Below are 564 nucleotides of genomic sequence, written 5' to 3' on the forward strand. Positions count from 1 at the left end.
CCATCAGACGCCCGCCGACATCGGCGACGCGGGCGCAGTCATTCGCGGTGAGGACGGTGCCGGCGCCGATCAGGGTGTCGTTGCCAAATCGTTTGCAGATCCGTGCGATGGATTCGAACGGATCGGGCGAGTTCAGCGGCACTTCGATCAGCTCGAAGCCGGTATCGATCAACGTCTCGACGATGCTCTCCACCTCGTCGGGCTGCACGCCGCGCAGGATGGCGACGAGCGGACGCTTCACGGAGGGCCAACGGATTGGCTGGTTCATGTGAACTGAGCTCCCCACAGATGGATTGCGGCCTTGGTCAGGCCGTGTTGCGACGCGCGTTCGGCATCAACGATGGCGACCTCGAAGCCGGCAGCTGCAAGCGCCGACGCATAGAGATCCTTGAGCGCGCCGGCGCCGATCAGGCGTACCGGATGCCGCGTGCCATAGCGCGATCCGGCATCGGCGATTTCCGTGCCGATCAGGAGGCCCGACAGGCGCGCCGCGCCGTCGGCCTGTTGCTGGAAGCCGAGCAGTTGCGCCGCGCGCAAGCTGAATAGCGAGGCGGTCAAGCCGAC

General features: G+C 66.0%; 2 protein-coding genes. Both read right to left on the reverse strand.

Annotation, left to right across the window (positions count from 1 at the left end; translation table 11 throughout):
- A partial coding sequence (locus tag AC1DS5_RS25415; protein WP_477721015.1) for a beta/alpha barrel domain-containing protein occupies window positions 1-268 on the reverse strand: 268 nt, incomplete at its 3' end.
- A partial coding sequence (locus AC1DS5_RS25420) for a 2-dehydro-3-deoxygalactonokinase (RefSeq protein WP_477721016.1) occupies window positions 265-564 on the reverse strand: 300 nt, incomplete at its 5' end. The genes AC1DS5_RS25415 and AC1DS5_RS25420, both read right to left, overlap by 4 nt.

The sequence above is a fragment of the Polaromonas sp. P4_H1 genome, assembly GCF_056400945.1.